Origin of the sequence: Hymenobacter puniceus, assembly GCF_014333525.1 — a bacterium.
GTDB lineage: Bacteria > Bacteroidota > Bacteroidia > Cytophagales > Hymenobacteraceae > Hymenobacter.
This window is the reverse complement of the sequence record NZ_JACSCX010000004.1, coordinates 138,681-164,014: the sequence shown is the minus strand read 5'-3', so window position 1 is coordinate 164,014 and position 25,334 is coordinate 138,681. Positions and strand designations below refer to the sequence as shown.

The window sequence follows — 25,334 nt, the reverse complement described above, 5'->3', positions numbered from 1 at the left end:
ATGTCATCCGGCCGCCCGGTACGCCGCACGCAGCGTTTCAATGGCCCGCTCCCGCGCAAACTTGTGGTCTACGATAGGAGCGGGGTAAGCGGCAGTGCCGTATTCGGGCACCCAGCGCTTCACGTAGGTTAGTTCGGGGTCATAGGTGTCGAGCTGGCTTTGGGGGCTATAGACGCGAAACCATGGCGCAGCCACGGCGCCAGTGCCGGCCATCCACTGCCAGTTGCCCACGTTCTGGCTCATGTCGTAGTCGAGCAGTTTATCGGCAAAGTACCGGTCGCCCCAGCGCCAGTCTATCAGCAGGTGCTTAACCAGAAAGCCAGCCGCCGCAATCCGGGCCCGGTTGGGCAGGTAGCCGGTGGCGTTCAGCTCGCGCATGCCGGCATCTACCAGTGGGTAGCCGGTGCGGCCCTCACACCACGCCCGAAACTCTTCCTCGTTGTTGCGGTAAGGCACGTGGCGCAGGCGCGGGTCATAGCTTTCGGTGGCCGTGAAGGGGAAATGCCAGAGCAGCATCATGAAGTAGTCGCGCCAGATCAATTCGGCCAGCAGCTTGGGGTTAAGCGCCTGCGCCTGCCGCATCAGCTCCCGCACGCTCAGTGTACCAAAACGCAGATGCACCGAGCGGCGCGTGCTGCTGTCCACGCGGCCCGGCGAGTTGCGGGTGAGGTGGTAGTTGCGCACCAGCGTCTCGGCTGGCAGCTCGGCGGCGGGCACTTCCTGCCGAAACTCCTCGAAGCCCATTTCCAGCAGCGTTGGCCGGGCCGGCGCATCGGGCAGCTTGGCTAGGTTAGCCGCTGTAAACAGCGCCGCCGACGGCTTGGCCTGCAAATCCGAATCCTGCAGCTTCTCCAGCCATGCCTTGCGGTAGGCCCCAAATATCTTCGACGGCTTCCCGGATTTGCCCAGCAGCTCATTCTTAGCGAAGATTACCTGGTCTTTCAGCGCCTGAAACGAAGCACCGTGCTGTGCGCATACTGCAGCCACGGCTGCATCTCGTTCGGCAGCATAGGGCTCGTAGTCTTCGTTGGTGTACACGGCTGCTACCTCGTACTCAGCTAGTAGTTGAGCAAAAACTTCCAGTGGCCGGCCGTAGAAAGCCAGAAAATTGCCGCCAGCCTGCGCGGTTTCCTGCCCCAGCCGCTCAACCTGGTCGTAGATAAACGTGACGCGCGCATCCTGGCGGCTAGGCAGCAAATCCAGAATCTCCCGGTCGTAGATAAAGAGTGGTACCACCGGATGGCCGCTTTGCAGCGCTGCCGTTAGGCCGACATTGTCGTGTACCCGCAAGTCGCGCCGGTGCCAAAAGAGCGTAATTTTCATTTTTTAAGGCTTAGTAATAGTGCCTGGGGTTTGGTGCCAAAGAGTATGCTGCCTGGCGTTCAGTGCTCCAGCCTTTGAGCGACTCAGGCACTACGTAACAGGCACTCATTTCAGCCTTCCCATACCGCCATCTACGGGCAGCACCTGGCCGGTTATAAAGGAGCCGTGGTCGGATAGGAGAAAGGAAGCCATGTAAGCCAGGTCCTCAGGCTCACCGATGCGCTGCAACGGGTGGCGCTTGGCCCCGGCTTCCACCTTTTCGGGCGTGCTGAGCAGGGCGGCGGCCAGGGGCGTGTTGGTGAGCGACGGGGCCACGGCATTCACCCGGACACCGCTGGCGGCATACTCAGCGGCCAGGGCGCGGGTGAGCCCCTCCACGGCGGCTTTGGCGGTGGCAATACTGGCATGAAACGCCATACCCGTATCGGCTGCCACGGTGCTGAACAGCACCACCGACGCGCCATTGGCCTTTTTCAGCCGCTTCATACTGGCTTGCAGCACCTGCACTGCGCCCATCACGTTCAACTCAAAATCAGCCCGGAAATCGTCGGCCGGAATCCGCTCGAAGGGGCGCAGCTTGATGCTGCCGGGGCAGTACACCACGCCGTGCAGCACCTCGGGCAGGCCATCCAGCGCCGCCCCGATGGGCTTGGTCACGTCCAGCTCCAGAAAGGTGGTGCCCAGTTCAGCCAGCTCAGCCGACTCGTGGCGGGATGCCGTGAACAGGTGGGCATTGAGCTTGTGCAGCAGTTGCGCCGTAGCCAGGCCAATGCCCGAGGAGGCTCCTACGATAAGAATATTCTTGTTGGCAAATTCCATGGGTGAAAAGTCAGGGGGTGAGGGAGTGGGTTCAGAACTGACCTATACAGATAAAGTTTGCCACATGCCTCCGGAAGCGTGTTGCAGGTTGCACTCAACTGCCATGGATGCACACGAGAAGAGTAAATAGAAATAAAGCCATAAAGAATTGGCTTTGGTTATATCACTGTTTTTATAATAAGTATTACATTTATAGACGAATTTCATATGTGCTTTCACTTCCTTATCTGATGAAGCTCTTCTTAACTTTCATTTTACTGCTCTGCTCCCTAGTAGTTTCAGCCACCGCCGGTGAATATCAGGCATTGGTAGGTATTGTAGGGACGGTGCGCTCGGCTGATAACCAACTGCTGGCTAAGGCATCAGTGCTGGTTGTGTATGTGCCAACTGGCAAGCGCCACACCACCATTACAGACGCGGCCGGCAACTTCGCCGTAACGGAGCTGGCCGTCGGCGGACCATACACTGTGCAGGTTAGTCAGCCCAACTACCAGCCCGAAATCGTGAATGACGTTTTTCTGCTAACCGGCAAAACTGCTAACGGAACATTTGTATTGCACCCGGCCGACAAGGCCACGGCTGCTATGCGCAAGAAGGCCGGCAAAGAGAAACTGGCTACGGGTGCCGACGCCGGCCCGGCATTGCTGGCCTCCGCTGGTGGGCAGGCCGCTGCACCTGTGCCTACGCGCTACCATCTCACGTACATTCAGCAGTGCCGCATCATTCCATCGGGCACCGGGCCAGCAATGGCTTCTGCCCAGCCCAATAACCGGGCCGTTGCGGCAAACCCGGCAGCAGCCCGGATACCTGCTCCGGCCGCTACGCCTGCTCCGGCCCGACCGGCAGCAGCTGTGCTAGCTCCTGTAGCGGCGGCGGCTGGACCATCCAGCGCCAGTACAGCCGCTGCTAAGCCAGCAGCTACGACTACTGCAGCCCCTACAACTGTTGCTGTACGCCCTGCCTACCGGCCCGGAAGCCGTGCCGCCACTGCTATTGAAGCTCCTTCTATCGGTGGCCACTACGATGCCGCCTCCGGTAACTACATCTATGATACCGGCGCTCCAACAACGCTACAGCTCAGTAATGGGCGCAAGCTGACCGGGGTGGGCGTTAATTCCATTGAGGCCAAGCTCAACCAGTTCATGGCCGATTCCAAGCAGAAAATAGACACCGTAGACCGTACCAAAGGCTGGATGAGCTTCGACCGGGTGTACTTTGAAACCGGCAAAGCCACGCTGACCAAAGAGTCGATGCAGCAGCTCAAAAATATTGCGCTGCTGCTGCAGAGCTACCCCCAGACCCGCATCAAGCTGGGCGGCTACACCGACAGCGTAGGATCGTACCAGATGAACCGGCAGCTGAGTGAGGCCCGGGCCCGCACGGCTTGGGCAGCATTAGTGGAACTAGGCGTAAGCCCTGCACGCCTGGAAGCCCGCGGCTACGGCTCCAACTACCCAATAGCATCTAATACTACCCCGGCCGGCCGAGCTATGAACCGCCGCCTGAGTGTCCGGGTACTTAATAAATAGCGGTTTGGTAGAATTTAGTGAAGGGTAAGTAGCTTAATAGTCAGCGGAAAGACGAAGAGCGGGAAAGTGTTAGCGAATTTTCGCTGGCGTTTTCCCGCTCTTTCTGTAGCTTGCCTTCCGCATTAGTTCTCTCCCTAAACTCTGTTTTTCAAGATGAACATCCGCAAACTGTTGGTCGCTAACCGCGGCGAAATTGCGATTCGCGTGCTTCGGGCCGCCACCGAACTGGGCATCCAAACCGTGGCTATCTACACCTACGAAGATCGATACTCGCTGCACCGCTATAAGGCCGACGAAGCTTACCAGGTAGGCCGCGACGACGAGCCGCTCAAGCCCTACCTGGACATTGAAGGCATCATCCGTACGGCCAAGGAGAACGGGGCTAATGCCATTCATCCGGGCTATGGGTTTCTGAGCGAGAATGCCACGCTGGCCCGCCGCTGCGGCGAGGAAGGGCTCATCTTTGTGGGGCCCCGGCCAGAGGTGATGGAAGCCCTCGGCGACAAAGTTGCGGCTAAGAAAGTGGCCGTAGCGTGTCAGGTTCCCATTATTGAGAGCAGCGAGGCCGATTTGATTGACGCTGAAACGGCCATAGCCGAAGCCCACCGCATCGGCTACCCCGTGATGCTAAAGGCGGCCAGTGGCGGCGGGGGCCGCGGCATGCGCATCATCCGCGACGATGAGCAGATGGAGCGCGGCTTCTTTGAGGCCCGCAACGAAGCCCTCAAGGCTTTCGGCGACGATACGGTGTTCCTGGAGAAGTTTGTGGAGCAACCCAAGCACATCGAGGTGCAGCTGGTAGCCGACAACTACGGCGGCCTCACGCACCTGTATGAGCGCGACTGCTCGGTGCAGCGCCGCTACCAGAAGGTGGTGGAAGTGGCGCCTTCGCTGAACCTGCCCGACCACATGCGCCACCTGCTCTATGAGTACGCGCTGCGCCTGGGCCGGGCCGTAAACTACAACAACGTGGGCACCGTGGAATTCCTGGTGAACCCCGAGCACGACCGGATTTACTTTATCGAGGTGAACCCGCGCATTCAGGTGGAGCACACCGTCACGGAGATGATTACGGGTATCGACCTGATCAAAACCCAGCTCCACATTGCCGACGGCCGCCGCCTCACCGACCCGCAAATCAACCTCGGCCCCGACGTGAAGCCCCAGAAAATCGGGGTGGCTATTCAGTGCCGCATCACCACCGAAAACCCGGAGCAGGATTTCAAGCCCGACTACGGTACCATCACGGCCTACCGTTCGGCGGGCGGCTTCGGCATCCGCCTCGACCAAGGCTCGGTGTACACCGGCGTGAAGGTGTCGCCGTTCTTCGATTCCTTGCTGGTGAAGGTGTCGACGCACGCGCCTACGCTGGCCGACGCAGCCCAGAAGATGGCGCGTACGCTCGACGAGTTCCGGGTGCGGGGCGTGAGCACCAACATCCAGTTTCTGCAGAACATCATTGCGCACCCGGTCTTCATGGCCGGCGAGGCCAACGTGGACTTCATCAAGGACCATCCCGAGCTGTTCAAGTTCAAAACCCGGCAGGACCGTGCCACCAAGGTGCTCAGCTTCCTCGGCGACGTGATAGTGAACGGCAACCCCGACGTGCGCGGCCTCGTGGACAGCCGCCGGGAACTGCGCAAGCCGCGCCTGCCCGAAGCCGACCTGACCCAGGCGCCGCCCGCCGGCACCAAGCAGAAGCTCACGGAGCTGGGCCCCGAGGAATTTGCCAAATGGTTGCGCCACGACAAGCAAATCCACTACACCGACACCACCCTACGCGACGCTCACCAGAGCCTGCTGGCTACCCGCATGCGCACGTTTGATATGCTGAAAGTGGCCGGCCGCTACGCCCAGCAGCATCCGCAAACGTTTTCGCTGGAGTGCTGGGGGGGCGCCACCTTCGATGTGGCGCTGCGCTTCTTGCACGAAGACCCTTGGGAGCGGCTGGCTAAGCTGCGCGCCGCCGTGCCCAACATCTTACTCCAGATGCTGATCCGCGGGGCCAATGGTGTGGGCTACAAAGCGTATCCGGACAACCTTACGGAGCGGTTTGTGCAGCAGGCTGCCGAAACCGGCATCGATGTGTTCCGCATCTTCGATTCGCTGAACTGGATGCCGGGCATGGAGGCCTGCATCGGCTTTGTGCGCAACAAAACGGACCGGTTGGCCGAAGCCAGCATCTGCTACACCGGCGACATTCTCGACCCCAAGCGCAACCAGAAGTACAACCTCGACTACTACTTACGCCTGGCCCGCCAAATTGAGGATGCCGGCGCCCACATTCTGTGCATCAAGGACATGGCCGGGCTGCTGAAGCCTTACGCGGCCACTGAACTGATTACGGCCCTGCGTGACACCATCAGCCTGCCGATTCATCTGCACACCCACGATACATCCTCGCTGCAGGCAGCCACTTATCTGAAGGCAGTAGAGGCGGGCGTCAATGTAATTGACGTGGCGCTGGGCAGCTTATCGGGCCTTACGTCGCAGCCCAACTTCAACTCGGTAGTGGAAATGCTACGCGGCCAGGAGCGGCATCGTGAGTTCAACCAGCTTTCTCTTAACGAGTTCAGCAACTACTGGGACACCGTGCGGGAGCATTACTACCCGTTCGAGTCGGGCCTGAAGGCGGGTACTTCAGAGGTGTTTCAGCACGAAATTCCGGGCGGGCAATATTCCAACCTGCGGCCCCAGGCAGCTTCACTGGGCTTGCTCGACAAGTTTGAAACTGTAAAAACTACGTTTGCCGACGTCAACCAGCTATTCGGTGACATTGTGAAGGTGACGCCCAGCTCGAAAGTGGTGGGTGACATGGCCTTGTTTCTGGTCAGCAACAACCTCACCACCCGCGACGTGCTGGAGAAAGGCGCCACGCTCAACTTTCCGGAGTCGGTGCGAGAGTTGTTCCGCGGCGACATTGGGCAGCCCGAGGGCGGCTGGCCTCAGGATGTGCAGCAGGTGATTCTGAAAGACGAAACGCCCTTCACGGACCGTCCCAACGAGCATTTGGCCCCCATCAACTTCGATGCCGAATGGCAGAAGTTTGAGGAAAAGTTCGGGCAGCGCGGCAAGTTCACCGATGTGCTGTCGTGGCTGCTGTACCCGAAGGTATTCGAGCAGTATTGGGCGCATCAGCAGGAGTTCGGCGACGTGTCGGTGGTGCCGACGCAGGTGTTCTACTACGGCCTGCAGCCCGGCGACGAGACGCTCATCGAAATTGCCCGCGGCAAGAGCATCATCGTGAGCTTGCAAAGCATCGGGCCGGTGAATGAGGAAGGCAACCGCACTATCTTCTTCAACCTCAACGGCCAGGCTCGCAACCTGGAAATCCGGGACACTTCGGTGGAAGTGAAGAAGATACAAAATCCCAAAGCCGACAAAGGCAACCCGCGCCAGGTAGGAGCCCCGCTCCAAGGCCTACTGTCGCGGGTGCTGGTGGAAGGTGGCCAGCAGGTGCGCAAAAACGCGCCGCTTTTCATCATTGAGGCCATGAAGATGGAAACTACCATCACCGCCCCCGACGACACCACCGTGCAAACCGTGAACCTAACTCAGGGAAGCCTGGTAAACGCCGACGACCTTGTGCTGACGCTAGGGTAGAAGGAACAGACGGAAAAGTGCTAGCTTGTGCCTACAACCCTTAAACTTTATCTGGATATGACTGGCAGACTTCTCTTGTTTATACCAACACTGCTGTGGGCTGGGGCCGCAATAGCCCAGAATGGAGTGGAAAAGTCTGGCATGGGAGGTAAGGCCAACTTGGATGCGCTGGCCAGCGGGGCTATGGCCGTGGTGCCAAAAGCCTCTGCTGAATCAACAGTGGGTTCGCCTTACGCAGATTCTCGCTGGCTATCGGCTCAGCTACAGTTGACCAGCAACAAGCCGCTAGCCCCCGTTCCGCTTAAGTACGATGTGCTCAATAGCCGTCTGTTGATGAAACCCATTAACCGGCCCACCGACTCATTACAACTCGATGACCGGCTGGTGGCCGGGTTTGTACTGGAGGAGCCAGCTGCAGCTGGGCAGCCAGCCCGTAAACGGCAGTTCCGGCGTTTCACAGAATCGCCACAGCCTGATCAGCGGCAGAAGTACGTGGAAGTGTTGCACGAAGGCCGCTACGTCCTACTCAAAAAGTACGACAAAGTGCTTCGCAAGGCAGAATTGACTGGTGGTTATACCTCCACTCGTCGCTACGATGAAATAGCCGATAAAAACATCTATTACTTAGTGCGCCCCGGTGCCATGGCCATACCGGTTAAGCTTACGCTCAGAGGCTTGCAAGGCGCTGCTCCAGAGCTTGCTGCTGCTTTAAAAGCACTACCAGAAGCGCAGTCTGCCCGAACTGATGCTGATTGGAGCCGGGTTATGGTCGCTGCAGATCCGCGGTAAACAGACAGTATCGATGGGCGCTAAAGCCGGGTTGTTGTTTATGGCAACAGCCCGGCTTTGGTATTTTTAGCGCAGATATACCGCATGCAGCACTGCCGCGGGCGCAGCGCCACCTTCTGGAAATAGTTTAAGCGTGTCGCCGCTGATGCGGTAGGTGCGGGTGGTTTCGAGGACGCGCAGGAAGCTGGTTTCGGTGGTGTTGCCGTCGGGGCTGGCGCAAGCCATGCGCGTGGAAAGCAAGGCTCCAAACCGCAGGTGCCCGTCTGCGGCCGACTCATAAGTGCCGCGGAAACGGTTGCAGCTGCCATTGCCTTCTGCATTGGGTGCGTCTTGGCGCAGCAGTACATAAGGTTCGGAGTTGGTGGGCGGCGGCACCTGCTGGCCGTTTAGCTGGCGCAATACCCACCGGGTGTTGCGTAGAGCAGCATCTGCAGGGCGGCTGGTATGCTGGCCATTTACCGGGCCGGCAGTAGTGGTGGTAGGTGGGGTAGTCTGGCAGCTGGCGGCCAGCAGCGTGGCAAAGAGCAAGTAAGTGCGCATATAAGCAGAACAATAGGGCGAAACAGATGTACAAAAAAAAGGCCGTGCGCCGATGAAGTTGTACATAAACCCTAACAAAAGGGTTATTTTGCAGTATGCGAAAATTCCCTCTCTTCGTTCTGCTCTCAGTTCTGCTTGCAACATCCTCCTCTATTTATGCTCAAAAGAAACCAGTAGTACTTCCTGCCTCAACCGGCGTTTCGGCTGCCACAGTCGAGCGAGTTGTGAAAGCCCTGGCTGCCGACGATATGCAGGGCCGGGCGACCGGCAAAGCCGGCGGACAGAAAGCTGCCCAGTTCCTGGCAGCTGAATTTCAACGCATTGGCTTGGGTATGTTGCCTGGGCTGACCACGTACGAGCAGGTTTTTCCAGCATATGAGTCGAAAGTAGTAGCCCTGTTTGTAACGCTTAATAATGCGCCGGTGCCTAAGGAAAAGGCCCTGCTTATTTCTTCACAAGCTCATCTTAACTGGACTGACACTGATGAGCCTGCTACTAAAGTAGTAGTGGTGGGGCCTGATGATAAAGTACAGCCATACCTGCGAGACATCATGCGGCCACGTGAAAATCTGGTAGTTGTGCTGCATCCGGTGCACGACGAAGAATTTCGCCGTATAGCCAGCTATGTTGGTCGTAGCACGCCTCGCCTCGACAAAGCGGGCAATCCGTACTCCAGCCTGGTGATTATGCAGGCGCTGCCGGCTGCCAGCAAAGTCACGTTTAAAGTCGCCGCTAATACCACAACGCGCACGGTGGAAATCCGCAATATCGTGGGTGTACTGCCTGGCAAAGACACGGCCCGCAGCAAAGAACAGGTGGTATTTTCAGCCCACTACGACCACATCGGGATACAGCCCGCAGTGGCCGGCGACTCTATTGCAAACGGAGCTGACGATGATGCCAGCGGTACGGCTGCCGTGGTGGCACTGGCCGAGCATTTCAAAAAGAAGAACAGCAATGCCCGCACTCTGGTATTTGTGGCTTTCACGGCCGAAGAAATCGGCGGTTTCGGCTCTACATATTTTTCCAAGCAGCTAAACCCGGATAACGTGGTGGCGATGTTCAACATCGAAATGATTGGCAAGCCCGCTAAGTTTGGTCCTAACACGGCTTTTATTACGGGATTTGATAAGTCGAACTTCGGGGCCATGCTGCAGGAAAATGTGAAGGGTACTTTGTTTCGCTTTGAGCCCGATCCGTATCCTGCACAGAATCTTTTCTACCGTTCCGATAATGCCACCCTGGCCCGCCTGGGCGTGCCCGCGCACAGCATCAGCACCGACCAGATTCCGACCGACAAGCTATATCACTCCGTAGACGACGAAGTACAAAGCCTGGATCTTCCGAACATGACGGCCGTTATAACGGCCGTAGCACGTGGGGCGGCAGGCATTATTTCAGGCCAGCAAACGCCCACGCGTATTGCGCCGGAAGCGCCGAAGCCAACTCCGACTGCGGGAAGTGGTAAATAACAAATAGCATCCGGCTCCAGCGGTTTAACATTTCTGCCGTTCCCACTAAAAAAAACACCCTGCAGGCTACCTGCAGGGTGTTTGCGTTCAGAAAACAGAGGTAGCGGCTGGCAACTAGTGTGCAAGGTGTATAGGCAGTTGCATTACTACCGCTGGCATCAGCAGAAGTCGGTAGTAAGTGCTCAAACTTACCGGTTGGTGAGGTGCCGCACAATCACATAATGATGTAGTAGTGCAAACTGGGGCTGGCGTAGCAGTCAAGGAGGAGCTTAATGCGGCAGGCGTACACTCAGGCCACCGCCAACATAAGGGCCGGTAGGCGCATACGTGCTGGTGCCCGGTCCGCCGCCGGCCGTCACGTCGAGGCGGAGGTTGGGTATGGGGCGCCAGTAAAGGCCTCCAGTCAGGCCTGGTTTCCAGCTGGCGGTTTTCTGCCAGGTGGTGTATGTTTCGGCGAAAAACCCGAAATGCTCCCCTATTGGACCATTAAGCGCCACCGTGCCCAGGTATTGGCCCCGGCTGGTGTCAGCTGCCTTGAAGCCGCGTTGCCTGAAGCCCAGGTTAGCTTCCAGGCCAAACCTTGCTCCCAGTTGCTGCGACACCAGCAGGCGGGCAGCCGGTTCATACACTTTATTCGCAAACGAAGCGGCTCCGGTGCCGGGCAGCGTCAGTTCAGCCAGCACCGATACCTGTGAGCGAGTATCCTGGTTGGATGAGGCCAGCATTTTGGCGCCCACGGTGAGAGGGGCGAAGCCGCCTGGCCGAGCTACTACGGCACTTCCACCGTCGGTGGCTGGCAATGGCGCAGGGCCCTGTGGTAAGTACTGCTGCTGCACCCGTAGCTCCATCAGCCCGAAGAAGCCCACACGCAGCAAGCCCTGTGAAAACGAGCGGGGCGTCCCGACTGCGGGCTGCAACTGCCCCTGCGTACCCAAATCCAGCTGCACCTGGCCGGGGCGTAGCATGCTGGTGGTTACAGTTTGGCCTGGGCGGTCAGGGCGGATATTACGGATGAACGGGGTGTCGGCATTGCCGACGCTGGGGTCTATGGTTTGGGCCAGGGTGCAGGCAGGGGCCGCGAGCAAAAGCCCGCCAACAGTCAGCAGAGTGGTCATGCGCATGCCTCCCGACACCTTCAACGGCTGGAAAGTTCGCTGGAAAATGCCAACTGGTGAGCCAAGAGAAATTTTCGGCGCATAGTGCAAGCTGGCCGCGGCAAGTTGCCATTCAGCCAATGCAGCGCTACATTAAGTAGTGGAGTCTCAATCACAAGCTGGCCAAAAGTGGTTGGGTTTGGCAGCCACGCAACCTTATCGTTCCAGCGCTGGCCGGTCCCAGCCAGCAAGTGTGGCCCCGGCAGCGTAGGTGCTTTCCAGAAACGTGTGTAGTGTGGCGGCCGGGTCGGAGGAAGTGCGTACAGCGTCGTAGGGCAGCAGGAACTCGCCTAGCTCCTGGCTGAAGTAGGCTGCTTCCGGTTCCACTTTAGCCTCGGCAAAACCAGCTGGAGCTGGAGCAGTGTAGGCATAGAAGGCAGCCTCCTGCCCATTGCCACCGGGCCAGAATCCATGGCTGATAACCTCGTGGGAGTATGCTTCGCGGGTGATGCTGTCAGCGCCTGGGCGCGGCGGAGCGGGGCGGCCGGAAAAGCGCGTCACGGCCAGATCAAACGACCCCCAAAAAAAATGCACTGGGCTGCACTTGCCAACAAAATCAGCCCGGAACCGCTCCAGAATGGGCGTGATGAGCGTGAGGGCACGCCAGTAACGCTGGGCTGCCTCGTGGTCGTAGCTGGCGTGCTGCTCGTCGTTGGCAAACGGAATTGGGTTTTCAACTTCTACCGGCACCGGCCATATACGTACCGTAAGGCCCAACTCGGCCAGTATCCGTTGCACTTCCTGGTAGAACGCAGCCACGGAGCGGGGTTGCAGGGCCAGTTGCCGCTCGGCCCCGTCGCTGCACCGAATAATGAGCTGGTGGTCGAGGAAGTCGAAGTCAATCTGGAAGCTGCGACCTGTGTAGGGCATGGCCGACGTGGTGAGGCCCCGGGCCGTGACATAGAGCGGTACATTCCAGAAGTGGTTGAGGAGCGGGGTGCTGGCCAGCCGGATTTTGCCCACCACCTGCGTGTACATGTGCAATGTGGCCAGAGTATCGGCCCAGGCGGCTACCGGCAGTGCAGGCCAGGCGGTGGTGGAATCAGACATACCCTATAGATTGAAGACGCAGCATAGTGAAAGATAGGCAACTTTGCTGCGGTATGTTGGGTAGCCGGCCGCAGAAATACGGACATCTGCTTTCAATGGCTTCGGCATCCGCAACGATACCGCGCGAATACGCGTCTCTACTGCCATATCCCTTCCTTCTATGAAAAACTCCCTACGCCTGCTGCTGCTGGTGCTGCTGCTGCTGAGTTCCGCCGTTCGTGCCGCCAAGGTCGATACTTTAGAAATTCCCAGCGCGGCCATGCAGCGCACCTACAAAGCGGCCGTGGCGGTACCAGCCAGCTACGCCAAAAACAAAAAGGCCCGCTACCCGGTGCTCTATTTGCTGCACGGCGCCTACGGGCACTTCGACAATTGGAGCAGCAAAACGCCCGACAAAACCCTCGTCCACCGCCTCGCCGACCAATACAACCTCATTATCGTCATGCCTGAGGGTGAGACGTTCAGCTTCTACCTCGATTCGCCGGTGAACCCCGGCAGCCAGTTTGAAACTTACATCACCAAGGACGTTATCGGCAAAATCGACCAGACTTACCGCACCATAGCACGGAAGGAGGGAAGAGTTATTTCGGGCCTTTCAATGGGCGGGCACGGGGCGCTTTACCTTTCGGGGCGGCACCCCGAACTGTTTGCGGCGGCCGGCAGCATGAGCGGCGCGCTAGACCTGAGCATCACCAACCGTAAGCTAAACCCGCAGGAAGCCCAGCAGCGGCAAAGCCTGTTTAACCCCATTCTGGGGCCCGAAACGCCGGCGCCCAGCGTGTACAGCGCCAACTCGGTGGTGAACATGGCCGATAAGCTTTACGCCAATGGCCTGCCCCTCATCATCGACTGCGGCGTAGACGACTTCCTGATCGAAATCAACCGCGAACTGCACCGCCGCTTGGTTTACAACCACACTCCCCACGACTACACCGAGCGGCCCGGCGCCCACACCTGGGAGTACTGGCAGAACGCGCTGCCCTACCACGTGCAGTTTTTTAGCAAAGTGCTGGACGCGGGTGGGGTAGCGGTGAAGTAGTTCTTGATTGCTGCTTGTCTATTGTTGGCTGCCAGCAGGTCGTTTGAAAGACCGGCAACTAACAACTTAACAACCGACAAGCAGCAACTACTCCTCATCCTCATAATCCAGGCCCAGGCACTGATTAAGCGCCTGCTGCAACTCGCTGGCGGCGTGCATCTGGCCGGCTTTGCGGCTCACGCGCAGGCCTTCGCGGTAAACTTTCTCGGCCTCATCGGGCTTTTGTAGTTGTTCGAGCAGCTTGCCGGCGTGGTAATACGTGCCCACGTAGTCGGGGTGTTCGGTCAGAAGTTTCTGAAAAAAATCCAGCGCCCGAAGTGGCTCGGTAGCCTTGTACTCGGTTGCCAGCGCATAAATCGTGAATGGGTCGTTGGGCTCGTCTTCGTAGAAGGCCAGGAGTTGCTGTAAGCGGCTTGGTTTGGTTTCCATGGGGAGGGAGTTTTCAGTATCTTCGCCCCAAATTTGGGGGTTTCCCCGTAGTTTATCCTCCACTTAAGCAGCCGTAGATGAAGTTTCTCGTTTGCATCAGCAACGTACCCGACACGACCACCAAAATAACCTTCACGCCCGATAACAAGGAGTTCAATAAGGCTGGTGTCCAATTCGTGATTAATCCCTGGGACGAATATGCCCTCACGCGCGCCATTGAGCTGAAAGAAGCCAACGGCAGCGGCACCGTCACCGTCCTCAACGTAGGCGAAGCCGACACCGAGCCGAACATCCGCAAGGCCCTGGCTATCGGCGCCGACGACGCCATCCGCGTGAATGCGCATCCGAAAGATGCCTTCTTCGTGGCCCAGCAGATTGCCAGCATCGCCAAAGATGGCGGCTACGACGTGATTCTGATGGGCAAAGAAAGCATTGACTACAACGGCTTCCAGGTGCACGGCATGGTGGGCGAGTTGCTCGGCATCCCAACGGTGGCTCCGGCCATGAAGCTGGACATGAGCGGCAACACGGCCACGCTGGAGCGCGAAATCGAAGGCGGCAAAGAAATCGTGGAGGTGAATACGCCGTTTGTAGCTTCCTGCCAGCAGCCGATGTGCGAGCCTCGCATCCCAAACATGCGCGGCATCATGACGGCCCGCACTAAGCCGCTAAAAGTGGTAGACGCTACCGCCGACGCGGCCCGCACCGAAGTTTCGGCTTTCGCGCTGCCGCCCGCCAAGCAAGGCGTGAAGCTCATCCCGGCCGAAAGCGCCGGCGACCTGATCAAGCTGCTCCGCAACGAAGCCAAAGTCATCTAAACATCAATTGATAATTGGTAATTAAGAATTGGTAATTGGCTGAATATGAGCGGTTAAGGTCGCTCTAATAATAAAGGCTGATAATTCTTAATTGCTAATTCTTAATTACTAATTAAGAAAAAAATGTCTGTACTAGTAGTTGTTGAATGTGACGGCGGCGAGGTAAAAAAGTCCTCGCTGGAAGTGGCTTCCTACGGCAGCCAAGTGGCGCAGATGCTCGGCACCACGGCCACGGCGGTAGCTGTTGGCGAGGCCACCGAAGCCAATTTGGCCAAGCTGGGTGAGCAGGGCATCACCAAAGTGCTGCACGACGCCGAGCCCCGCCTCAAAGATTTTGTGAACGGCGCCTACACCAAGCTGATTGCCGCCGCGGCCCAGAAGGAAGACGCTAAAATCATCGTGCTGGCCAACTCCAATATCGGCGCTTCGGTTGGCTCGCGCCTGTCTGTTCGTCTGCAGGCCAGCATTGCCACCAACGTGGTAGAGCTGCCCAAAACCGATGGCGGCTCGTTCACGGTGAAGCGCGGCGCCTTCTCGGGCAAAGCCTTTGCTGATGTGAAGCTCGACGGCGACCGGAAGATCATTGCCGTCAAAAAGAACTCCATCGAAGCGCTGCACGAGGGTGGCAAAACCGCTCAGGTAGAGGCCTTCTCGGCCCAGCTGTCGGACGCCGACTTCGCCGATGCGCCCAAGCAGGTGGTGATGCAGGACCAGGCCGGCGGCATTCTGCTGCCCGAAGCTGACCGGGTAGTATCGGGTGGCCGGGGCATGAAAGGCCCGGAAAACTGGGGACTCATTGAGGAACTGGCGCAGGCGCTGGGCGCGGCTACTGCCTGCTCCAAGCCGGTGTCGGATGTAGATTGGCGCCCTCACCACGAGCACGTGGGCCAGACCGGCATCACCGTGTCGCCGAACCTGTATATTGCCTGCGGTATTTCGGGCGCCATTCAGCACCTGGCCGGCGTCAACTCCAGCAAGGTGATTGTGGTCATCAACAAAGATCCTGAGGCTCCTTTCTTCAAAGCCGCTGACTACGGTATCGTAGGCGACGTATTCGACGTGCTGCCGAAGCTGACGCAGGCAGTGAAAGAACTTGGCTAAGCGAGTGAATGAAGTGCATGAGCGGTTGAGTGACTTGCCGCAACAGCAGTCTTTCGGCCGCTCATGGCACATTATCCAGTTATTCATCTCCCCATCCACTCACTCATTCACTTATCTGTGAAGAAGATTCCGCTCGAAATTCTTGGCTTGTCTTCGAGCCAGTCACAGTCTGGCTCTTTTGCCCTGATTTTGGGGGAAAAAACCGGCAACCGGCGTTTGCCCATCATCATCGGGATGTTTGAAGCGCAAAGCATTGCCATTCAGATTGAAAAAATAAACCCCAATCGGCCGCTCACGCACGACCTGTTCAAGTCGTTTGCCGAGCATGTGCACGTGGCCGTGCTGGAAGTGCTGATTTCGGACCTGAAGGAAGGTGTTTTCTATTCGAAAATCGTGTGCTCCGATGGGGCCAGCACGTTCGAGCTGGATTCCCGGCCTTCTGATGCCATTGCCATCGGTCTGCGGTTTGGCGTACCCATCTTCACGGTGGAAAGTGTGCTCAGCGAAGCCGGCATCATCCTGTCGGACCTCGACGAGAATGCCGAAGACTCGGACGACGACGAGGACGATGACGACGAGGACGACACCAACGAAGGTCCGGCCAAGCCGGTGCCCACGCCCCGCGAGCCCAGCGGCCAAGTGTCGCTGGATGAGCTAACCAAAATGCTGGCCCAGGCGCTGGAGCGTGAGGACTACGAGAAAGCCGCCAAAATCCGCGACGAACTCAACAAGCGTGACAGCTAGGCTATGTTGCTTCCTGTCACAGAAGGCCTTCCTGCATAAGGAAGGCCTTTTTTGTGCTGACTACTACACGCAGTAACCGCGAGCTGCCAGCTGCTGCCGTACTTTGCGCCCCCAACCTGTTTGTTCTATGCCTGATTCTGCTTTCACTGACCTCCGCTACCCCATCGGCCAGCCTGTGCTGCCTGAAATTGCTCTAGACCACGGCAGCCGCACGGCGTTCATAGCCCACATTGCCACCCTGTCCGACCAAGTGCGTGCCGCGGTAGCTGGCCTGAGCGCCGAACAGTTGGATACACCGTACCGGCCGCAGGGCTGGACCGTGCGCCAGCTCATTCACCATTTGCCAGACTCCCACCTGAACGCCTACACCCGCTTCCGATTGGCCCTCACCGAAGACAACCCAACTATCAAGCCCTATGAAGAAGCCGCCTGGGCCGAGCTGCCTGATGTGGCCGCTACGCCGCCGGCTGTGTCGTTGGCGCTGTTGGAGGCGCTGCACATTCGCTGGGTGCGGCTGCTGCGCAACCTCACGGACGCGCAGTGGCAGCGAACCTTCTACCACCCGGGCTCAGAGCGCACGTTTACTTTAGATCAGGCGCTGGCGCTATACTCCTGGCACGGCCGGCACCACCTGGCCCACATAACGGAACTGCGGCGTCGCCAAGAATGGTAGCCGCGTAACTGGCTTGCCAGTGCCTGACCTGTACAGCAAAAGAGCAGCAGCCCGGCAGCATCAGGATCAATCTGATGCCGCCGGGCTGCTGCTCTTTTGTTTCTAGCTGACTACTCGCGCAGCTACACTTCCGATAGTGGCTCGTTGGAAAGCGCTTCGAGGCCGCCTTCTGATTCTTCGTCTACCCGCTTGGCGGCTCGCACGAGGCTGCTGCTGAAGATGAACTCGCGCAGCTCGGGCACCTTGGCGTTCAGAATTTCATCCTTAGTGCCGTCCCAGAGCTTGAGGCCCTTGTGCATAAAGATGATGTGGTCCCCGATTTCTACCACCGAGTTCATGTCGTGGGTGATGACGACCGTGGTGATGCCGTATTCGTGGGTGATTTCGTGAATTAGCTCGTCAATCTTGATGCTGGTGGCAGGGTCGAGGCCGGAGTTAGGCTCGTCGCAGAACAGGTAGGTGCAGTTGGGTGCAATGGCGCGGGCAATGCCTACGCGCTTTTTCATGCCACCGGAAATCTCGGAGGGCATTTTATTGCCGGCATTTTCCAGGCCTACCCGCTTCAGGCAAAACTCTACCCGGTCGCGGCGCTCTTCCTTGGTCATTTCCGGAGTCAGCATCTTCAGCGGAAACTCGGTGTTTTCATACACCGTCATCGAATCGAACAGCGCCGAGCCCTGGAACAGCATTCCGATTTTGCGGCGGATTTCCTGGCGGATATCCACCTTATTATTGGTAAAGACGGTGCCGTCGAAGGTGATACTGCCCAGGTCTGGCTTCATCAGCCCCACGATGCACTGCAGCAGCACGCTTTTGCCGGTGCCGGAGCCACCCAGCAGCAGGTTGCACTTGCCGGTTTCGAACGTGCAGGTGATGCCCTTGAGCACCGGGTTTCCATTGAACGCCTTCTGAATATTATGAACCTCAATCATTTTTTAGGGAGCTACTAGCTGTAAGCTGCTAGCTGCAAGCAGTTCAGTGCTGCATAGAAAGCGTGCAGCCTGTAGCTTACAGCTTATAGTTAGAGAAGGATGGCGGCCAGCGCGTAGTCGGCCAGCAAAATGGCAATGATGGAGTTGGTTACGGCACCAGTGCTGGCCGCGCCTACTTCCAGCGCGCCGCCCTCCGTATAATATCCTTTAAACGATGAAATTGCGGACACCAGGAAGGCAAATACTACCGACTTAATGAGGGCGAAAAGAATGTTGTAGGGCACAAAATCAGTACGGATGCCTTCAATATACTCCTGCGCCGACATAGCGCCCGACAAGGTGCCTGCCAAATAGCCGCCCATGATGGAAAGCAGCATGGCCAGGATAACCAACAGCGGAAACATTACCATGGAAGCAATAATGCGGGGCAACACCAGATAAGAAGCCGAATTAATACCCATTACTTCCAAGGCAGATACCTGTTCGGTGATGCGCATGGTGCCTAAGCCACCGGCAATGCTGCTGCCCACCTTTCCGGCCAACACAATGCTGGTAATGGTAGGGGCCAACTCCAGAATGGTCATCTCGCGGACCATGAACCCGATGGTGCTCTTGGGAATGAGCGGGTTGATAAGGTTGTAAGCAATCTGCACGCACGTTACGGCCCCAATAAAGGCGGAAACGATGGAGACGATGAAAACTGAATCGATGCCGATGAGAATACACTCATCGATAGTCCGTTGCCAGAGTACTGCAAACCGCTCTTTGCGGGAAAGCATGCTTTGGATAAACAGCAGGAAAGAACCGAAGGTCTTAACCATGGGAAGAGAAGAATGAAAGGAAAAGCAGGAACTTGCGCCGCAGCGTGCACGGGGCGTTTCGGCCCCGCGTACTTACGTGAAAACCGAAATAACAACCAAAGGAATGGAAAAATATGTGGTAGTAACCGGCGGCACCAAAGGAATCGGCCGGGCAGTGGTTTTGCGCTTTCTGCAGGCGGGGTTGCCGGTGGTTACCTGCGCGCGCTCTGCTGCTGACCTCACGGCCCTGCAAGCTGATGTGCGGCAGCAGCTTCCGCAGGCCGTGCTGCACACGCTGCCCGCCGACCTCAGTGAAACCAACGAGTGCCGCCGCTTCACGGATTTCGTGCTGGGGTTGGGCGGCGCGGTAGAGGTGCTGGTCAACAATACCGGCGCCTTTCTGCCCGGCCGCCTGCAGGATGAGCCGGCCGACGGCTCACAGCTGCGCCAGATGCTGGCCGTGAACCTGCTCAGCGCCTACGACGTGACGCTGCCGCTGCTGCCGGGCCTGATTGCGCGCCGCCAAGGGCATATTTTCAACATCTGTTCTACGGCCAGCATTGCAACTTACGCTAATGGCGGCTCCTATGGCATTGCCAAACACGCGCTGTATGGCTTCACCCGCAACCTGCGCGAGGAACTCAAAGACCAGCAGATTCGGGTGACGGCCGTGCTGCCCGGCGCCACGCTCACGGCCAGTTGGGAAGGAGTGGACCTGCCGGCGGAGCGCTTTATCCGGTCGGAAGACGTGGCGGAAGCCATTTTCGGCGCCTACAGCCTCTCGCCCCAGGCTGTGATAGAGGAGCTGCTGATTCGCCCGCAGCTAGGGGATTTGTAGGTGGGAGCTTGGGGGGCTTGGTAAAATGGGCTGTCATCCTGAGCAAAGCGAAGGATGACAGTATCCCTAATTCAACTTTACTACTTTGCCCTTGCCGGTCACTTGAATGTTGGCGGTGGCGGGGTTGCCGGAATAGTATAGCGTGCCAGGGCCGGCATGTGTACCGGCCACCTCCTCGGAGCCATTGACGTAGATGTCGTTGCCGGCGTAGATGGTTAGGTTGAGGTAGCAGGCACGGGCGCGCATATCGGTAGCAAAAAACCGGCCCAGCCCGCCGCCGGATAGCAGCAGCTGGTCGGTGGTGCCGCGCAGGCGGTAGTCGCCCAGCTCGTACTGGTCGAGCCAGAGGTACTGGCTTCGCAGGTCAAGGTCGTAGTTGCCAGCGCCCCGCAGATGGTAGTAGGCAGTGTCGGCCCGAAACTGGCCCTGGGTGCGCACAGTGCCCTGGCCGATGTGGTCCATGTTAATGAGGCGGGGCAAGTGCAGCACTACCTCGTGGGCCACGTCGTAGCTGCGGGCCCAGTTGCAGCCACTGGAGTTGCTGACGAACAGGCGCGTACCCTGCACTTCCAGCTTGAGGTCGGGCTGCAGGTTGGCGCCGGTGCGGACTTCGGCATAAGTTTCGGTATCCTGCACCAAGGTCACGTTCACGTTGTCGGCCACGGTGAGGTCGTGGAAGGCGGGCAGCTCGCGGCGCTCGGTGGTTTCCTTGCCCGCGCTGGTCAGGCAATCGTCGCTGTTGCAGGAAGCTAACAGCCCCACACTCAGCCCCAAGGACAGCGCGGCACGTAAAACCCCGCGGGGGCCACTAACTTGCACTTGAAACGTACGCCCAATCATCATTCTACAGCTATGGAACTCAGCGGCAAGGTAGCCATTATCACAGGCGTCAGCAAAGGAATCGGGCGGGCTACGGCCGAGGCGCTGCTGGCCAAAGGCGCCGAGGTGGCCGGCTGGGGCCGCACTGCCCCCGACGACTTCAGGCACCCGCGTTTCCACTTCATCAAGTGCGACATTCGCAAGGAAGCGGACGTGCAGAAGGCTTATACTGCCACCACCAAGCTGCTCGGCGACAAAGTGCACGTGCTGGTCAACAACGCTGGCATCGGCAACTTCGGGCCGATTGATGGGTTTGAGGCCGCCGACTGGCACGCCATGTTCGATACCAATGTACACGGCCTGTTCTACTGCACCAAAGTGGTGCTGCCGCAAATGAAAAAGCAGAAGGAAGGCCACATCATTAATGTGGCGTCGTTGGCCGGCACGGCGGGCACGGCCAACCTGGCCGGCTACTGCGCCACCAAATACGCCGTGCGCGGCTTCTCTGATGCGCTGTTCAAGGAAGTGCGTCCGCAGGGAGTGCGCGTGACATGCGTGATGCCTGGCTCCGTAGAAACCAACTTCAACGGCGCCACACCCGGCGCCGAGCCCGACCCGCACAAGATGCAGCCCGAGGACATTGCCGCTACCATCGTGCACACGCTGGAAGCGCCCAACTCCACCATGATTTCGGAAATTCAGATGCGGCCCACGCAGCCGAAATAGTCTGCTACGTCAGACGTTGTCATGCTGAGCTTGCCGAAGCATCTCTCCCGCTTCGTCCAAGTAACAACCCTACGAAGCGGGAGAGATGCTTCGGCAAGCGGACGCCAGATCAAGCATGACGTTCTGTATCGACAGGCCACATATCTTATGGTAGAAATACAACATCTGACCAAACTCTTCGGCGCGCAGGCGGCCGTGAATGATATTTCCTTCACGGTGGGCAAAGGCGAGATTCTGGGGTTTCTGGGGCCGAATGGCGCGGGCAAATCCACGACCATGAAGATGGCCACCGGCTACCTGCCGCCCTCGGCCGGCACCATCGTTATTGAAGGCTACGACGTGCAGACGGCGCCGCTGGAAGTGCGCCGCCGCATAGGCTACCTGCCCGAGCACAACCCGCTCTACCTCGACATGTACGTGCACGAGTACCTGGAATTTATCGGGTCGGTGCACGGGCTGGGCGGCAGCGGACTGCGCCAGCGTGTGCGCCAGTTGGTAGATAGGGTAGGGCTGGGGCGGGAGCAGAACAAGCTGATTGGGGCACTGAGCAAAGGCTACCGCCAGCGGGTAGGCCTCGCGCAGGCCCTCATCCACGACCCCGGCGTGCTCATCCTCGACGAGCCCACTACCGGCCTCGACCCCAACCAAATCAGCGAAATCCGCAGCCTGATCCGGGAGTTGGGCCAGGACAAAACCGTCATTTTCAGCACCCACATTCTGCCCGAGGTGGCCGCGCTGTGCAGCCGCGCCATCATCATCAACCGCGGCCAGCTCGTGGCCGATTCGCCGGTGGCGGAACTGGGCGGCAAGGCGCTGCGCGAAACCATCATCCGCGCCGAGTTCGAGCAGGCCATTAACCCGGCTCCACTGCTGGCGCTGCCCGGCATCCGAAGCGTGGATGTGGAAACTAGCCATACGTACCGCATCCGGGCCGCTGCCGGCTCCGACCAGCGCGGCGCTATTTCACGCCTGGCCGCCGCGCAGGGCTGGGTGCTGCTGGGGCTGCGCCAGGAAGAACAGAATCTGGAGCAAGTGTTCCAGGAGCTGACTAAGTGAGGCACTGGCTTTAAAGAACGTCATGCTGAGCTTGCCGAAGCATCTCTACCGCTTCGGCTGAGTAGTAATCCAGTGAAGCGGTAGAGATGCTTCAACTACACTCCGCTTCGCTCAGCATGACGACCTAATTACTTCATTACCCCATTACCTCATCACCTCATCACCAGCCTAGATGCTCGCCATCCTTCGCAAAGAATTCAACAGCTTCCTCAACTCTCCGGTGGCCTACGTGGTCATTGGGGTGTTTCTGGTGGCTACGGGCCTGTTCGTGTGGGTTTTTCCGGATAGCTCGGTGCTCGACTACGGCTTTGCGGATCTGCAGACGCTGTTCAACATCGCGCCCTGGGTTTTCCTGTTCCTGATTCCGGCCCTCACCATGCGCACCTTCGCCGAGGAAAAGAAAGCCGGCACCATGGAGCTGCTGCTCACGCGCCCGCTCACCGACGGCCAGATAATAGGAGGGAAGTACTTAGCATGTCTGCTGCTGGCCCTGTTGGCGCTGCTGCCCACGCTGCTTTACTACTACTCGGTGTACCAGCTGGGGGCACCCGCCGGCAACATCGATTCGGCCGCTACGGTCGGTTCCTATTTAGGCCTCGTGCTGCTGGCGGCGGTGTTTGCGGCCATCGGTGTGTTTGCCTCCGCCATCACCCGCGACCAGATCATTGCCTTTCTGGTGGCTGTGGTTGGCTGCTTTCTGGTGTATTCCGGCTTCGATTCGCTGGCTTCGGTGTTCGACGGCGCGCCGGCTTACTACATCGGCCAGCTCGGCATTGCGGCCCACTACCGCGACATCAGCAAAGGCCTGCTCGACTCCCGCGACCTGGTGTACTTTCTGAGTCTCGTGGCTGCCCTGCTGCTTGGCACGCGGCTGGTGCTACAAAGCCGCAACTGGTAGTCGGTAGTTTGCCTCACCCCTAGCCCCTCTCTAAGGGGAGAGGACGAACTAGCTTCTAGCCTTTTAGCGCTAGTTTTCGAAGTAGTGAGGTATAGTTAAGAGTTAGAAAACAGAAACTAGTCCCCCCTCTCTACAGGAGAGGGGGCTAGGGGGTGAGGCCCCCGACAGAACATGTCCGAACAACCACAACCTGCTCCGCTTCCGCAAACCCGCAAACGCCGTGACCTGACCCGCTTTCTGCTGGTGATTGGCTTGCTGCTGCTGTTTAATTACCTGGGCCAGCAGTTCTTTTTTCGCCTCGATCTGACGGAGGAGAAGCGCTACACGATGTCGGAGGCTACCAAGGCGCTGCTGCAGAATCTGCCGCAGCCCGTCACCGTGACGGTGTACCTCGACGGCGACTTCCCGCCAGCCTTCCGGCGCTTGCAGCAGGCCGTGCGTGAAAACCTCAACGAAATGCAGGTGTACGGCGGCCAGAACCTGCGCTACGTGTTCATCGACCCTTCGGCGGCCGCCACCGAGCAAGCCCGCAACGCGTACTACGCCACCTTGCTCAAGAAAGGACTGCGCCCCACCAACCTCGGGGCCAACGAAAACGGAAAACGGGTTGAGAAAATCATCTTTCCCTGGGCCACGGTGTCGGCGGGCGGCAAAGAGCAGCAAGTGCTGCTGCTGCGCGGCAACCAGGCAGCCCCATCCGACGTGCGCCTAAACCAAAGCATCGAAGGGCTGGAATACGAAATGGCCAGCGCCATCCGCAAGCTGGTGCCCGGCCAGCGCAAACGCATCGGCGTGGTGGAAGGCCACGGCGAGCTGTCGAACGAGGAAGCCGGGGACCTGATCGGCTCCCTCAGCCAGTTCTACGACGTATTTCGCGTGAACCTGGCCCAGACCCGCCCGCAGGATTTGCGCACGCTCAGCGCCCTGATCGTGGCCAAGCCCGCTGGCACGTATTCCGAGCCGGAGAAGTTCAAGCTCGACCAGTTTATCACGCACGGCGGCAACGCGCTGTTCTTCGTGGATGCCATGCGCGTCAACCTCGACAGCGCCAGCCGCGGCGGCATGCTGTCCTTCCCTATCCAGACCAACCTCGACGACCTGCTGTTCAAGTACGGCGTGCGCGTCAACCCCGATCTGCTGCTCGACCTCAACTCCGGCGTCATCCCGCTCGTGACGGGCATGATGGGCAACAAGCCCAAGGTAGAGCCCATGCCGTGGCAATTCTACCCCCTCATCAACAACTTCAGTGAGCACCCCGTCACGCGCAACCTCGACGCGGTATATACCAAGTTTGTGAGCAGCATGGACACGGTGAAGGCCGTCGGGATTCGCAAAACGCCGCTGCTGTTCACCTCGCGCTACACCCGCGTGTTGCCCTCGCCTGTGCCCGTCAACCTCAACGACGCCCGCCTGGAGCCTAACCGCAAGCTCTACACCAGCAAGTTTAAGCCCATTGGCTACCTGCTCGAAGGCCAATTCCGCTCGCTCTACGCCAACCGCGCCGAGCCCGGTACCGCCCGCTTCCAGCCCGCCACAAGTCCTCAGGACCGCCCGGCCAAAGTACTGGTGCTCTCCGATGGCGACTTCGTGCGCAACGATGTGGACCCCAAAACCGGCCGCCCCCTGCGCCTGGGCTTCGACCGCCTCGCCGCCACCGAATTCGCCAACCGCGAGCTGGCGCTCAACGCCGTGGACTACATGCTCGACGAAAGCAACCTCATATCAGTGCGCGGTAAGCAAGTCACGCTCCGGCCCCTCGACAAGCTGCGCGTAGCCGAGGAACGCCGCCAGTGGCAGCTGCTGAACCTGGTAATTCCACTTCTGCTCCTGGGTGCATTTGGCGCCGTGCGGGCTTGGCGCCGTAAGCAGCGGTATGCGCGGTTTTGAGTAGAGGGTTGCCTTACCTGCTATAGGTGTTCAAGTAACCAACCGAATGGAGGAACTGCTTACACTCTTAGTTGAAGGTCTGGTTGAGAGCGTATTCAGCGTTATAGTACTCTCCGCTATTGGGTTTATATACCTGTACTTGCGGCATCGAAGCCGGATAAAAGTACGGCGCGCCTTAATAAAGGAATACGAAAGTAGCTACGCCAATGCCGGGCAGGCAGTGGTATGGAATACGATAGCAGCCATCGGTATTTTGTTAGTGCTGACTCTATTATATGCCCTTGTACTGTAAGGT

General features: G+C 58.6%; 23 protein-coding genes. 14 read left to right on the top strand and 9 right to left on the bottom strand.

Annotated features, from left to right (window positions below):
• Nucleotides 1-3 precede the first annotated feature (3 nt).
• Both H8B14_RS13015 and H8B14_RS13010 read right to left on the bottom strand, forming a co-directional pair.
• Entirely contained in the window at nucleotides 4-1,323 is a 1,320-nt protein-coding gene (locus H8B14_RS13015; RefSeq protein ID WP_187316079.1) for a cryptochrome/photolyase family protein, read from the bottom strand.
• 105 nt (nucleotides 1,324-1,428) lie between these two features.
• Nucleotides 1,429-2,142 (bottom strand): SDR family NAD(P)-dependent oxidoreductase, encoded by a 714-nt coding sequence (locus tag H8B14_RS13010; RefSeq protein WP_187316078.1) that lies wholly within the window; start codon nucleotides 2,140-2,142, stop codon nucleotides 1,429-1,431.
• A gap of 230 nt (nucleotides 2,143-2,372) precedes the next feature.
• Between H8B14_RS13010 and H8B14_RS13005 the strand changes: the two genes are divergently transcribed.
• The 3 genes from H8B14_RS13005 (at nucleotide 2,373) to H8B14_RS12995 (ending at nucleotide 8,063) form a co-directional block, all read left to right on the top strand.
• Nucleotides 2,373-3,671 (top strand): OmpA family protein, encoded by a 1,299-nt coding sequence (locus H8B14_RS13005; RefSeq protein WP_187316077.1) that lies wholly within the window; start codon nucleotides 2,373-2,375, stop codon nucleotides 3,669-3,671.
• Between the two features lie 153 nt (nucleotides 3,672-3,824).
• Nucleotides 3,825-7,274, top strand: a complete 3,450-nt coding sequence (locus H8B14_RS13000) for a pyruvate carboxylase (protein WP_187316076.1) — start codon at nucleotides 3,825-3,827, stop codon at nucleotides 7,272-7,274.
• A gap of 27 nt (nucleotides 7,275-7,301) precedes the next feature.
• Nucleotides 7,302-8,063 (top strand): hypothetical protein, encoded by a 762-nt coding sequence (locus H8B14_RS12995; RefSeq protein WP_187316075.1) that lies wholly within the window; start codon nucleotides 7,302-7,304, stop codon nucleotides 8,061-8,063.
• Between the two features lie 66 nt (nucleotides 8,064-8,129).
• Here H8B14_RS12995 and H8B14_RS12990 read toward each other — a convergent pair whose 3' ends face one another.
• The gene (locus H8B14_RS12990; protein WP_187316074.1) at nucleotides 8,130-8,603 is read right to left on the bottom strand and encodes an META domain-containing protein; all 474 of its coding nucleotides are present in this window, start codon (nucleotides 8,601-8,603) and stop codon (nucleotides 8,130-8,132) included.
• 224 nt (nucleotides 8,604-8,827) lie between these two features.
• On the opposite strand from H8B14_RS12990, the gene H8B14_RS12985 reads away from it, so the two are divergent.
• Nucleotides 8,828-10,075, top strand: a complete 1,248-nt coding sequence (locus H8B14_RS12985; protein ID WP_187316073.1) for a M20/M25/M40 family metallo-hydrolase — start codon at nucleotides 8,828-8,830, stop codon at nucleotides 10,073-10,075.
• A gap of 269 nt (nucleotides 10,076-10,344) precedes the next feature.
• On the opposite strand, the gene H8B14_RS12980 is transcribed toward H8B14_RS12985, so the two are convergent.
• Both H8B14_RS12980 and H8B14_RS12975 read right to left on the bottom strand, forming a co-directional pair.
• Nucleotides 10,345-11,196, bottom strand: a complete 852-nt coding sequence (locus H8B14_RS12980) for a transporter (RefSeq protein WP_187316072.1) — start codon at nucleotides 11,194-11,196, stop codon at nucleotides 10,345-10,347.
• Between the two features lie 189 nt (nucleotides 11,197-11,385).
• A complete protein-coding gene (locus H8B14_RS12975) occupies nucleotides 11,386-12,279 on the bottom strand; it encodes a DUF5996 family protein (RefSeq protein WP_187316071.1) in 894 nt (297 codons plus the stop codon).
• A 160-nt stretch (nucleotides 12,280-12,439) separates the two neighbouring features.
• On the opposite strand from H8B14_RS12975, the gene H8B14_RS12970 reads away from it, so the two are divergent.
• On the top strand, nucleotides 12,440-13,318 hold the full coding sequence (locus H8B14_RS12970) for an alpha/beta hydrolase (RefSeq protein ID WP_187316070.1): 879 nt from the start codon (nucleotides 12,440-12,442) through the stop codon (nucleotides 13,316-13,318).
• A gap of 87 nt (nucleotides 13,319-13,405) precedes the next feature.
• Here the strand turns inward: H8B14_RS12970 and H8B14_RS12965 are convergent, their stop codons facing one another.
• Nucleotides 13,406-13,747, bottom strand: coding sequence for a tetratricopeptide repeat protein (locus H8B14_RS12965; protein ID WP_187316069.1), 342 nt, complete (start codon nucleotides 13,745-13,747; stop codon nucleotides 13,406-13,408).
• Between the two features lie 77 nt (nucleotides 13,748-13,824).
• Here H8B14_RS12965 and H8B14_RS12960 point away from each other — a divergent pair, with 77 nt between their 5' ends.
• From H8B14_RS12960 to H8B14_RS12945, 4 genes are all read left to right on the top strand, one after another.
• Complete coding sequence (locus H8B14_RS12960) at nucleotides 13,825-14,565, top strand: electron transfer flavoprotein subunit beta/FixA family protein (RefSeq protein ID WP_187316068.1); 741 nt, start codon at nucleotides 13,825-13,827, stop codon at nucleotides 14,563-14,565.
• A gap of 123 nt (nucleotides 14,566-14,688) precedes the next feature.
• Nucleotides 14,689-15,666: an electron transfer flavoprotein subunit alpha/FixB family protein gene (locus tag H8B14_RS12955; protein ID WP_187316067.1), complete on the top strand. Its 978-nt coding sequence runs from the start codon at nucleotides 14,689-14,691 to the stop codon at nucleotides 15,664-15,666.
• Between the two features lie 117 nt (nucleotides 15,667-15,783).
• On the top strand, nucleotides 15,784-16,410 hold the full coding sequence (locus H8B14_RS12950; RefSeq protein WP_187316319.1) for a bifunctional nuclease family protein: 627 nt from the start codon (nucleotides 15,784-15,786) through the stop codon (nucleotides 16,408-16,410).
• Between the two features lie 127 nt (nucleotides 16,411-16,537).
• Nucleotides 16,538-17,083: a YfiT family bacillithiol transferase gene (locus tag H8B14_RS12945; protein ID WP_187316066.1), complete on the top strand. Its 546-nt coding sequence runs from the start codon at nucleotides 16,538-16,540 to the stop codon at nucleotides 17,081-17,083.
• Between the two features lie 122 nt (nucleotides 17,084-17,205).
• Here H8B14_RS12945 and H8B14_RS12940 read toward each other — a convergent pair whose 3' ends face one another.
• Together H8B14_RS12940 and H8B14_RS12935 are read right to left on the bottom strand one after the other, a co-directional pair.
• Nucleotides 17,206-18,015 carry an ABC transporter ATP-binding protein gene (locus H8B14_RS12940; protein ID WP_187316065.1) on the bottom strand — a complete coding sequence of 270 codons (810 nt, stop codon included), beginning with the start codon at nucleotides 18,013-18,015 and terminating at the stop codon, nucleotides 17,206-17,208.
• Nucleotides 18,016-18,104: 89 nt separating this feature from the next.
• Nucleotides 18,105-18,836 carry an MlaE family ABC transporter permease gene (locus tag H8B14_RS12935; RefSeq protein ID WP_187316064.1) on the bottom strand — a complete coding sequence of 244 codons (732 nt, stop codon included), beginning with the start codon at nucleotides 18,834-18,836 and terminating at the stop codon, nucleotides 18,105-18,107.
• 103 nt (nucleotides 18,837-18,939) lie between these two features.
• Here H8B14_RS12935 and H8B14_RS12930 point away from each other — a divergent pair, with 103 nt between their 5' ends.
• Nucleotides 18,940-19,653, top strand: a complete 714-nt coding sequence (locus tag H8B14_RS12930; protein WP_187316063.1) for an SDR family oxidoreductase — start codon at nucleotides 18,940-18,942, stop codon at nucleotides 19,651-19,653.
• Nucleotides 19,654-19,719: 66 nt separating this feature from the next.
• On the opposite strand, the gene H8B14_RS12925 is transcribed toward H8B14_RS12930, so the two are convergent.
• Complete coding sequence (locus H8B14_RS12925) at nucleotides 19,720-20,496, bottom strand: GIN domain-containing protein (RefSeq protein ID WP_187316062.1); 777 nt, start codon at nucleotides 20,494-20,496, stop codon at nucleotides 19,720-19,722.
• Between H8B14_RS12925 and H8B14_RS12920 the strand changes: the two genes are divergently transcribed.
• From H8B14_RS12920 to gldG, 4 genes are all read left to right on the top strand, one after another.
• Complete coding sequence (locus H8B14_RS12920; protein WP_261990009.1) at nucleotides 20,473-21,198, top strand: SDR family oxidoreductase; 726 nt, start codon at nucleotides 20,473-20,475, stop codon at nucleotides 21,196-21,198. The two genes, H8B14_RS12925 and H8B14_RS12920, sit on opposite strands and share 24 nt — an antisense overlap.
• A 147-nt stretch (nucleotides 21,199-21,345) precedes the next feature.
• The gene (gene gldA / locus H8B14_RS12915; protein ID WP_187316061.1) at nucleotides 21,346-22,254 is read left to right on the top strand and encodes a gliding motility-associated ABC transporter ATP-binding subunit GldA; all 909 of its coding nucleotides are present in this window, start codon (nucleotides 21,346-21,348) and stop codon (nucleotides 22,252-22,254) included.
• Nucleotides 22,255-22,426: 172 nt separating this feature from the next.
• Nucleotides 22,427-23,152 (top strand): gliding motility-associated ABC transporter permease subunit GldF, encoded by a 726-nt coding sequence (gene gldF / locus H8B14_RS12910; RefSeq protein ID WP_187316060.1) that lies wholly within the window; start codon nucleotides 22,427-22,429, stop codon nucleotides 23,150-23,152.
• Between the two features lie 171 nt (nucleotides 23,153-23,323).
• Nucleotides 23,324-25,039, top strand: coding sequence for a gliding motility-associated ABC transporter substrate-binding protein GldG (gene gldG, locus H8B14_RS12905; RefSeq protein ID WP_261990008.1), 1,716 nt, complete (start codon nucleotides 23,324-23,326; stop codon nucleotides 25,037-25,039).
• The last annotated feature ends 295 nt before the right edge of the window (nucleotides 25,040-25,334 follow it).

What these genes read in the sequence shown, in the direction of transcription:
- H8B14_RS13015 (WP_187316079.1), bottom strand. Translation starts at nt 1,323, where the DNA reads ATGAAAATTACGCTCTTTTGGCACCGGCGCGACTTGCGGGTACACGAC.
- H8B14_RS13010 (WP_187316078.1), bottom strand. Translation starts at nt 2,142, where the DNA reads ATGGAATTTGCCAACAAGAATATTCTTATCGTAGGAGCCTCCTCGGGC.
- H8B14_RS13005 (WP_187316077.1), top strand. Translation starts at nt 2,373, where the DNA reads ATGAAGCTCTTCTTAACTTTCATTTTACTGCTCTGCTCCCTAGTAGTT.
- H8B14_RS13000 (WP_187316076.1), top strand. Translation starts at nt 3,825, where the DNA reads ATGAACATCCGCAAACTGTTGGTCGCTAACCGCGGCGAAATTGCGATT.
- H8B14_RS12990 (WP_187316074.1), bottom strand. Translation starts at nt 8,603, where the DNA reads ATGCGCACTTACTTGCTCTTTGCCACGCTGCTGGCCGCCAGCTGCCAG.
- H8B14_RS12980 (WP_187316072.1), bottom strand. Translation starts at nt 11,196, where the DNA reads ATGCGCATGACCACTCTGCTGACTGTTGGCGGGCTTTTGCTCGCGGCC.
- H8B14_RS12975 (WP_187316071.1), bottom strand. Translation starts at nt 12,279, where the DNA reads ATGTCTGATTCCACCACCGCCTGGCCTGCACTGCCGGTAGCCGCCTGG.
- H8B14_RS12970 (WP_187316070.1), top strand. Translation starts at nt 12,440, where the DNA reads ATGAAAAACTCCCTACGCCTGCTGCTGCTGGTGCTGCTGCTGCTGAGT.
- H8B14_RS12965 (WP_187316069.1), bottom strand. Translation starts at nt 13,747, where the DNA reads ATGGAAACCAAACCAAGCCGCTTACAGCAACTCCTGGCCTTCTACGAA.
- H8B14_RS12960 (WP_187316068.1), top strand. Translation starts at nt 13,825, where the DNA reads ATGAAGTTTCTCGTTTGCATCAGCAACGTACCCGACACGACCACCAAA.
- H8B14_RS12955 (WP_187316067.1), top strand. Translation starts at nt 14,689, where the DNA reads ATGTCTGTACTAGTAGTTGTTGAATGTGACGGCGGCGAGGTAAAAAAG.
- H8B14_RS12945 (WP_187316066.1), top strand. Translation starts at nt 16,538, where the DNA reads ATGCCTGATTCTGCTTTCACTGACCTCCGCTACCCCATCGGCCAGCCT.
- H8B14_RS12940 (WP_187316065.1), bottom strand. Translation starts at nt 18,015, where the DNA reads ATGATTGAGGTTCATAATATTCAGAAGGCGTTCAATGGAAACCCGGTG.
- H8B14_RS12935 (WP_187316064.1), bottom strand. Translation starts at nt 18,836, where the DNA reads ATGGTTAAGACCTTCGGTTCTTTCCTGCTGTTTATCCAAAGCATGCTT.
- H8B14_RS12930 (WP_187316063.1), top strand. Translation starts at nt 18,940, where the DNA reads ATGGAAAAATATGTGGTAGTAACCGGCGGCACCAAAGGAATCGGCCGG.
- H8B14_RS12925 (WP_187316062.1), bottom strand. Translation starts at nt 20,496, where the DNA reads ATGATGATTGGGCGTACGTTTCAAGTGCAAGTTAGTGGCCCCCGCGGG.
- gldA (WP_187316061.1), top strand. Translation starts at nt 21,346, where the DNA reads ATGGTAGAAATACAACATCTGACCAAACTCTTCGGCGCGCAGGCGGCC.
- gldF (WP_187316060.1), top strand. Translation starts at nt 22,427, where the DNA reads ATGCTCGCCATCCTTCGCAAAGAATTCAACAGCTTCCTCAACTCTCCG.
- gldG (WP_261990008.1), top strand. Translation starts at nt 23,324, where the DNA reads ATGTCCGAACAACCACAACCTGCTCCGCTTCCGCAAACCCGCAAACGC.